A 6,607-nucleotide genomic window follows, 5' to 3' on the forward strand; every position below is an offset into this window, starting at 1 on the left:
AATGGGGCTGCTGCGCAGCCCAACGCGGGACAAGCCCGCTCGCCACAAAGAGCCGTCTTCAACCTCCTTATTTAGGCATCTTGCGAAAGCCCACCGCGAGGCGGTTCCAGCTGTTGATGGTGGCGATGGCCACGCTCAGGTCCACTTGCTCCTGGGGGCTGAACTCGGCGGCGAGCGCGGTGAAGTCTGCGTCCGGGGCGTGGGTCTGGCTCAGCAGCGTCAGGCTCTCGGCCCAGGCCAATGCCGCACGTTCACGCGGGGTGAAGAACGGCGTTTCGCGCCAGGCCGACAGGGTGTACAGGCGACGCTCGGTCTCACCGCCCTTGCGGGCATCGGCGGTGTGCATGTCGAGACAGAACGCGCAGCCGTTGATCTGCGACACACGCAGGCGTATCAGTTCCAGCAGTGGCAATTCGATGGAGAGTTTGCCGACGGCGGCTTCCAGGGCGAGCATGGCTTTCATGGCGTCTGGGGAGGCGGTGTAGAAATCGGTACGGGCTTGCATGAGGAACTCCGGAACGGTGGGAAGTGGTGGCTAGGTTAGCCACCGCGCCGTACGGGAGAAATAGCCAATTGCGGGGAAGAACAGGTGACCAATGGGGCGGTGTGCAATCAACCCGGCAATGGAATCACCCGCAACGGCCGCACCGATTTATAGGAAAAACTCGAATAGATCTCCTTGACGCAAGGCAGCGTCTGCAACACCTCCCGCGCAAACTCACCGAACGACTCCAGGTCCTTCGCCACCACCTCCAGCAAGAAGTCATAGCGCCCCGACACGTTATGACAGGCCACGATTTCCGGAATATCCAACAACCGCTGCTCAAACGCGCGGGCGATTTCCTGGGTGTGGCTCTCCATCATGATGCTGACAAACGCCGTCACCCCATACCCCAGCGCCTTGGGCGAGAGGATCGCCTGGTAGCCGCTGATGACCCCGCTCTCCTCCAGGTGCCTGACCCGCCGCCAGCACGGTGAGGTGGTCAGGGACACACGGTCGGCCAGTTCGGCCACGGTTAAACGGGCATTGCCTTGCAGGGCGTTTAACAACGCTTTGTCGGTGCGATCCAGCGTGACGGGCATAGCGTGCCTCTGTTTATTGTTTTTAGCGTGTTTTCATCCCATGACGCGGGATTTATCGGCAAAGTTTGCAAAATTCAGCCGTGGTTATAAGCATAGCATTGTAGGAAATAAGGAGCGTCCGACATGAACAATAAACACAATGCATTCGGCTTTTCCACCCGTGCCATCCACCACGGTTACGACCCCAAGGACCACCACGGCGCGCTCGTGCCGCCGATCTACCTGTCGGCCACGTTTGCCTTTCCCACAGCCGAATACGGCGCCGCCTGTTTTGCCGGTGAGGCCAGCGGCCATTTCTACACGCGCATTTCCAACCCGACCCTGGCGCTGCTGGAGTCGCGCATGGCCACCCTGGAAAACGGCGAGGCGGCGGTGGCATTCAGTTCCGGCATGGGTGCGATTGCCGCGACATTCTGGACCCTGCTGCGCCCAGGCGATGAGGTGATCGTCAGCCAGACGCTCTACGGCTGCACCTTCGCCCTGCTGCATCACGGTATCGGCGAGTTCGGCATCAAGGTGCGCCACGTGGACCTCACCGACCTGGCCGCCCTGCAAGCGGCGCTCAGCCCCGCCACGCGCATGATCTACTGCGAAACCCCAGCCAACCCCAACCTGCAACTGGTGGATATCGCCGCCGTGGCCGCCCTCGCCCATCAACAGCCGAACGTCACCGTGGTGGTCGATAACACCTACTGCACGCCGTACCTGCAACGCCCCTTGGAGTTGGGCGCCGATGTGGTGGTGCACTCGGCCACCAAATACCTCAGCGGCCATGGCGACATCACTGCCGGCATCGCCGTCAGCAACCACGCCCTGGCCCAGCGCATCCGCCTGCAAGGCCTCAAGGACTTGACCGGCGCGGTGATGTCGCCCCAGGACGCGTCGCTGTTGATGCGCGGCCTCAAGACGTTGGCCCTGCGCATGGACCGCCATTGCAGCAACGCCCAGGCCGTGGCCGAAGCCCTGCAGGCGCATCCGGCCGTGGAGTGGGTGACGTATCCGGGCCTGCGCAGCTTCGCGCAATACGAATTGGCGGCGCGGCAGATGAGCCAGGCCGGCGGCATGATCGCCTTCGAACTCAAGGGCGGGATCGACACCGGTCGACGCTTCATGAATGCCCTCAAGCTGTTCACCCGCGCCGTCAGCCTCGGCGACGCCGAATCACTGGCCCAGCACCCGGCGAGCATGACCCATAGCACCTACACCCCTGAAGAGCGGGCGCACCACGGTATCAGCGAAGGCCTGGTGCGTTTATCCGTCGGGCTTGAGGACGTTGCCGACCTGTTGGCGGACGTGCAGCAAGCACTCGCCAAGTGCACCCGCGCCGTGCCCCGCCAAACGCTGATGACGGCACAGGCCGTGAGATAAGCCCCACGCTTGGGCTGGTCCTTTCCCACAACGGTGGCCGGGTTGATCCGACCGCCGTTGGCCGTGCTTAATCTGGTTTTTTGCCGATTGGATCCCCATACCGCCGCCAGGCTGTACTAGCATACGTCCTGCATTCAACACTCATGGACGAACTGATGAACTCACACCTGTTCCCACATATAGGCAAGGTCATCGCCAGCACCGGCAGTCGCGATTTCCCACGCATGCTGCATGACCTGATCCTCACCCAACTGGCAGTGGACGCCACTCATATCACCCAATTGCGCGTGAGCCCCGAAGGGCACACCCGCCGCAAGATCAGCCCGGTCTACACCGATTCGGTGGCGGCCCTGGGCGAAGCACAACCCGCCGCCCAATTGCACCTCACACGCCGCAAGGACGATGTGCGCTACGTCCTGTCGGTGTACCGCTCGCACCAGTCAGACAGTTTTTCGCCCCAGGAACGCAGCATGCTGCAGGACTTCTCCACGCTGTTGTTGCCCTTGGTGGAAAAACACATCGCCGCGATTCAGCCATGCCGCAATGAAAGCGACCCACTCCCATCGCAAAACCAGGGCCTCGATACCCTGCGCCGGCGCATTCAAGAACGTCTGGTGCAATCGGGGCTGACCCTCTCCAACCGCGAGCTGGAGGTGTGTGTAGGCCTGCTGGCCGGGCGTACGGCACCCGAGCTGGCGGAACAACTGGCATTGAAGGTCAACACGATTGAAAGCTACCTCAAGCGGGCAGCGATCAAACTGGGGATCAGCGGGCGGCATTCGCTGTTGCGCTGGATGTACGCCACCGACGACACGACCAGTCTTTAATCCACCACCGAAAAAAATGCGGGAGCGGGCTAGCCCCTCCCACATTCGCCCTCTGGCAGAAATCAGTCCCTGGCCAATGCCTCAATCGGATCGAGCCGCGCCGCGTTCCGCGCCGGCACAAAGCCAAACACAATGCCGATCAGCGTCGAACAGGCAAACGCCGTGACAATCGAGCCCAGGGAAAACACCATCTCCCACTCCTTCACAAACAACGAAAACAGATAGCCGATGGCGAAGGACAGCGAGATGCCAATCATCCCGCCGATCAAGCACACCATCACCGCTTCCACCAAAAACTGCTGGCGAATATCCGACTGCCGTGCGCCCACCGCCATGCGAATACCGATCTCGCGGGTGCGCTCAGTGACCGACACCAACATGATATTCATCACGCCAATGCCCCCCACCAGCAAGGAGATCACCGCAATCAACGACAACAGCAACGCCAGGGAACGGCTGGTTTTCTGCACCGTCAGCATGATGCTGTCGAGGTTGTTGGTGAAGAAATCCTTGGTGCCATGCCGTTGCAACATGAGCTTGTTGACGTTGTCTTCCACCACCTTGCTCGGCTGGCCGTCCTTGATGCGCACGGTGATGCTGTCCAGATGGCGTTGGCCTAGAAGACGTCCCGCTGCGGTTTCGTAAGGGACCCACACGTTGAGCGCCTTGCTCGCGGCGAACATGTTTTTATTGTCCGCCGTCACCCCGATCACCGTGCACGGCAGGTTGCCCACCAGGATCACCTGGCCCAGCGGGTCCACGTTCGGTCCGAACAGGCGATGGCGGGTATTGTGGTCGATCACCACCACCTGGGCCTGGCGTCGCGCATCGCTTTCGCTGAAGGCGATGCCGGCTTCGAGTTTCAGCCCCTTGACCTTGAAGTAACGGTCGCTCACGCCATTGACCTGGGCGTCCAGGTCGATGTTACCGAAGCGCAGCAGCAGGTTGCGGCCCACCACCGGGGTCGCGCTGTCCACGTAGTACAGCCGGTTCAGCGCCTCCACATCCGAGGGCATCAGCGTCTCGATCGCCGAGGCGCGGCTGTCGCCGAAACTGGTGCCGGAAAAAATATCGATGGTGTTGCTGCCAATCGCCTGGATGTCCTTGAGCACATAGCGCTTGGCGCCTTCGCCGATGGCCGAGATCGACACCACCGAGGTGATGCCGATGACAATGCCCAGCATGGTCAGCAAGGTGCGCATGCGATGGGACACCAGCGCGACCCAGGCCATGTTGAACGCCTCCTTGAACAGCCCCAGGCTCGCCACCAATCGGCGCGCGCCGCTGCGCCTGGCCTCGATCGGCACCTCGGCAGGCACGTCCAGGCCACTGCTGTGGTTGGCCTTGTCACTGATGATTTCGCCGTCGCAGACCTCAACGATGCGTTGGGCGTTGGCCGCCACTTTCGGATCATGGGTGACGATAATCACCGTGTGCCCGGCCGCGTGCAGCTCGGCGAGGATACGCATCACCTCCTTGCCACTGTGGGTGTCGAGGGCCCCGGTGGGCTCGTCGGCGAGGATCACTTCCCCGCCGTTCATCAAGGCCCGGGCAATACTCACCCGTTGTTGCTGCCCGCCCGACAATTGGCTGGGGCGGTGGCTGGTGTGGCTGGCCAGGCCCAGTCGCTCCAGCAACTCCCGTGCGCGGCTGTGGCGCTGGGTCTGTGGGGTGCCCGCGTAGATCGCCGGCATTTCCACGTTGTGCAGGGCGCTGAGGTGCGCCAGCAAGTGGTAGCGCTGAAAAATAAAACCGAAGTAATCGCGGCGCAGTTCCGCCAGTTGCTCATCGCCCAACGAGCGGGTTTCGATGCCATTGATCTTGTAGCTGCCGGCGGTGGCGTAATCCAGGCCGCCGAGGATATTCATCAGGGTGGACTTACCCGAACCGGAGGCGCCGATGATCGCGAGCATTTCCCCGGCATGAATGGTCAGGTCGATGCCCTTGAGCGCAATGAATTCACGCTCGCCGGCCATGAAACTGCGGGTGATGCCCTTGAGTTCCAACAGTGGCTGGGTCATCCGTCAGTTCCCCGCCACGGCGGGCGATGCGTCACCGATCACCACCTTGTCACCCTCGGCCAAGCCCTCCAGGACCTGCACCTTGACGTTGTTATTGATGCCGGTCCTCACATCCCGCGACACCGCCTTGCCCTTGGCGTCCAGCACCCGCAGCGAGTAGCTGCCATCGTTGTTGCGCGGCCCGAGCGCGGCCACCGGCACCATCAACGCGGCCTGGGCGGTGTCGAGCACGATGCGCACCTGGGCGGTCATGGCGATGCGCAGGCGATGGTCGGGGTTGGGCACGTCGAACAGCGCGTTGTAGAACACCGCCGTGTTTTGCTTGGGCGTGCCGGCGGTCTGGGTCTCGAGGAAGTTCTGCGGCGCCGGCTCCGTGCCGCGCAGCTTGGCGTAGTAGCGTTTGTCGGCTTCGCCGAGGATGGTGAAATACACCTGCTGGCCGGGGCTGATATGAATCACATCGGCCTCCGAGACCTGGGCCTTGACCGTCATGGTGTCCAGGTCCGCCAGCTTCAACAGCACCGGCGCCAACTGGCTGGCGATCACCGTCTGGCCTTCCTGGGTGACAATGCCCACCACATCGCCGTCGATGGGCGCGACGATGCGGGTATAGGCCAGGTTGACCTTGGCGGTGTCGATCTGGATATGCGCGCTCTTGATCTGCGCATCCAGGGACAACAGGTTGGCCTGCTGCACCTGGAACGTCGACTCGGCGTCCTCGAAGTCCTGGCGCGACACCGACTCGTCATCCTGCAAGCCCTTGTAGCGCTCGTACACCGACCTGGCCTGCTTGAGCTGCGCCGCCGTGGCCCGGCGCTGGGCCTGGAGGTTTTCCTCATCCACCTGGGCCTTGCGCAGGGTGTTTTGCAGGATCAACGGGTCAATCTCGGCGAGCCACTGGCCCTTCTTCACCTTATCGCCGACCTTGACCTTGAGTGACTTCAACTGCCCGGAGACCTGGGCACCGACGTCGACTTGCTTGACGCCTTCAAGCACGCCCGTGGCTAACACGGCGTTTTCGATATCGCCGCGTTCGACACTGGCGGTGAGGTATTGCGGGGCGTCGGCGGGCGCCTGGACCGTGTAGACGATAAGGCCGATGGCAACGGCCAAGACTGCAAGCATGCCGGTTTTGCGGAGCTTAGAAGTGTGCATAAATGACCATGAAAAGTGGTTTGGCTTTTTTGGTGGAGTCCATAGGTGGGAGGGGGCTTGCCCCCGATAGCACTGGGTCAGCACCCGATGCATCAACTGACACTCCCTCATCGGGAGCAAGCCCCCTCCCACATGTAAGGCGATATACCCCCG

6 protein-coding genes are annotated in these 6,607 nt (G+C 62.1%); 2 read left to right on the top strand and 4 right to left on the bottom strand.

Annotation, left to right across the window (positions count from 1 at the left end; genetic code table 11):
• Positions 1–67 precede the first annotated feature (67 nt).
• Both AD670_RS14560 and AD670_RS14565 read right to left on the bottom strand, forming a co-directional pair.
• Positions 68–505, bottom strand: coding sequence for a carboxymuconolactone decarboxylase family protein (locus AD670_RS14560; protein ID WP_053133396.1), 438 nt, complete (start codon positions 503–505; stop codon positions 68–70).
• 107 nt (positions 506–612) lie between these two features.
• Positions 613–1,083 (bottom strand): Lrp/AsnC family transcriptional regulator, encoded by a 471-nt coding sequence (locus tag AD670_RS14565; protein WP_053133399.1) that lies wholly within the window; start codon positions 1,081–1,083, stop codon positions 613–615.
• 123 nt (positions 1,084–1,206) lie between these two features.
• Between AD670_RS14565 and AD670_RS14570 the strand changes: the two genes are divergently transcribed.
• Together AD670_RS14570 and AD670_RS14575 are read left to right on the top strand one after the other, a co-directional pair.
• On the top strand, positions 1,207–2,451 hold the full coding sequence (locus tag AD670_RS14570; protein ID WP_053133401.1) for a methionine gamma-lyase: 1,245 nt from the start codon (positions 1,207–1,209) through the stop codon (positions 2,449–2,451).
• 155 nt (positions 2,452–2,606) lie between these two features.
• Positions 2,607–3,278 carry a helix-turn-helix transcriptional regulator gene (locus AD670_RS14575; protein WP_172681478.1) on the top strand — a complete coding sequence of 224 codons (672 nt, stop codon included), beginning with the start codon at positions 2,607–2,609 and terminating at the stop codon, positions 3,276–3,278.
• A gap of 62 nt (positions 3,279–3,340) precedes the next feature.
• Here the strand turns inward: AD670_RS14575 and AD670_RS14580 are convergent, their stop codons facing one another.
• Positions 3,341–5,299 carry a MacB family efflux pump subunit gene (locus AD670_RS14580; protein WP_053133407.1) on the bottom strand — a complete coding sequence of 653 codons (1,959 nt, stop codon included), beginning with the start codon at positions 5,297–5,299 and terminating at the stop codon, positions 3,341–3,343.
• Positions 5,300–5,302: 3 nt separating this feature from the next.
• Entirely contained in the window at positions 5,303–6,454 is a 1,152-nt protein-coding gene (gene macA, locus AD670_RS14585) for a macrolide transporter subunit MacA (RefSeq protein WP_053133410.1), read from the bottom strand.
• Positions 6,455–6,607 lie beyond the last annotated feature (153 nt).

Origin of the sequence: Pseudomonas sp. MIACH, assembly GCF_001269925.1 — a bacterium.
GTDB lineage: Bacteria > Pseudomonadota > Gammaproteobacteria > Pseudomonadales > Pseudomonadaceae > Aquipseudomonas.